The organism is Halorubrum sp. SP9, from assembly GCF_005435015.1.
GTDB lineage: Archaea > Halobacteriota > Halobacteria > Halobacteriales > Haloferacaceae > Halorubrum > Halorubrum sodomense.
Genome location: NZ_SGXU01000746.1, coordinates 1 through 225 on the forward strand (window position 1 = coordinate 1; position 225 = coordinate 225).

At 40.4% G+C, this 225-nt stretch carries 1 protein-coding gene; it reads right to left on the reverse strand.

Going from position 1 to position 225, the window contains the following annotated elements:
• A partial coding sequence (locus tag EXE45_RS19195; RefSeq protein ID WP_137695216.1) for a hypothetical protein occupies positions 1-225 on the reverse strand: 225 nt, incomplete at both ends.

Genomic DNA, 225 nt, shown 5'->3' on the forward strand with positions numbered 1-225 from the left:
AGTATATGATACAAGACACTTTTGAACTTTGTACGACGAATTTTGAGGTTCGCCATCCTCTGGCTATTTCCAATTATCCTGTCGGCTATTATCTCCGCCTCAGTTTGATCTTCCGCTTCAGACTGCCATTTTTCACATAATGAATCTATTTCACCCCACAATCCTTCATCCGCCTCCGCATCTTGTTCCGTTAAACTATTGACTTCATGTTGTACATTGTTTAGT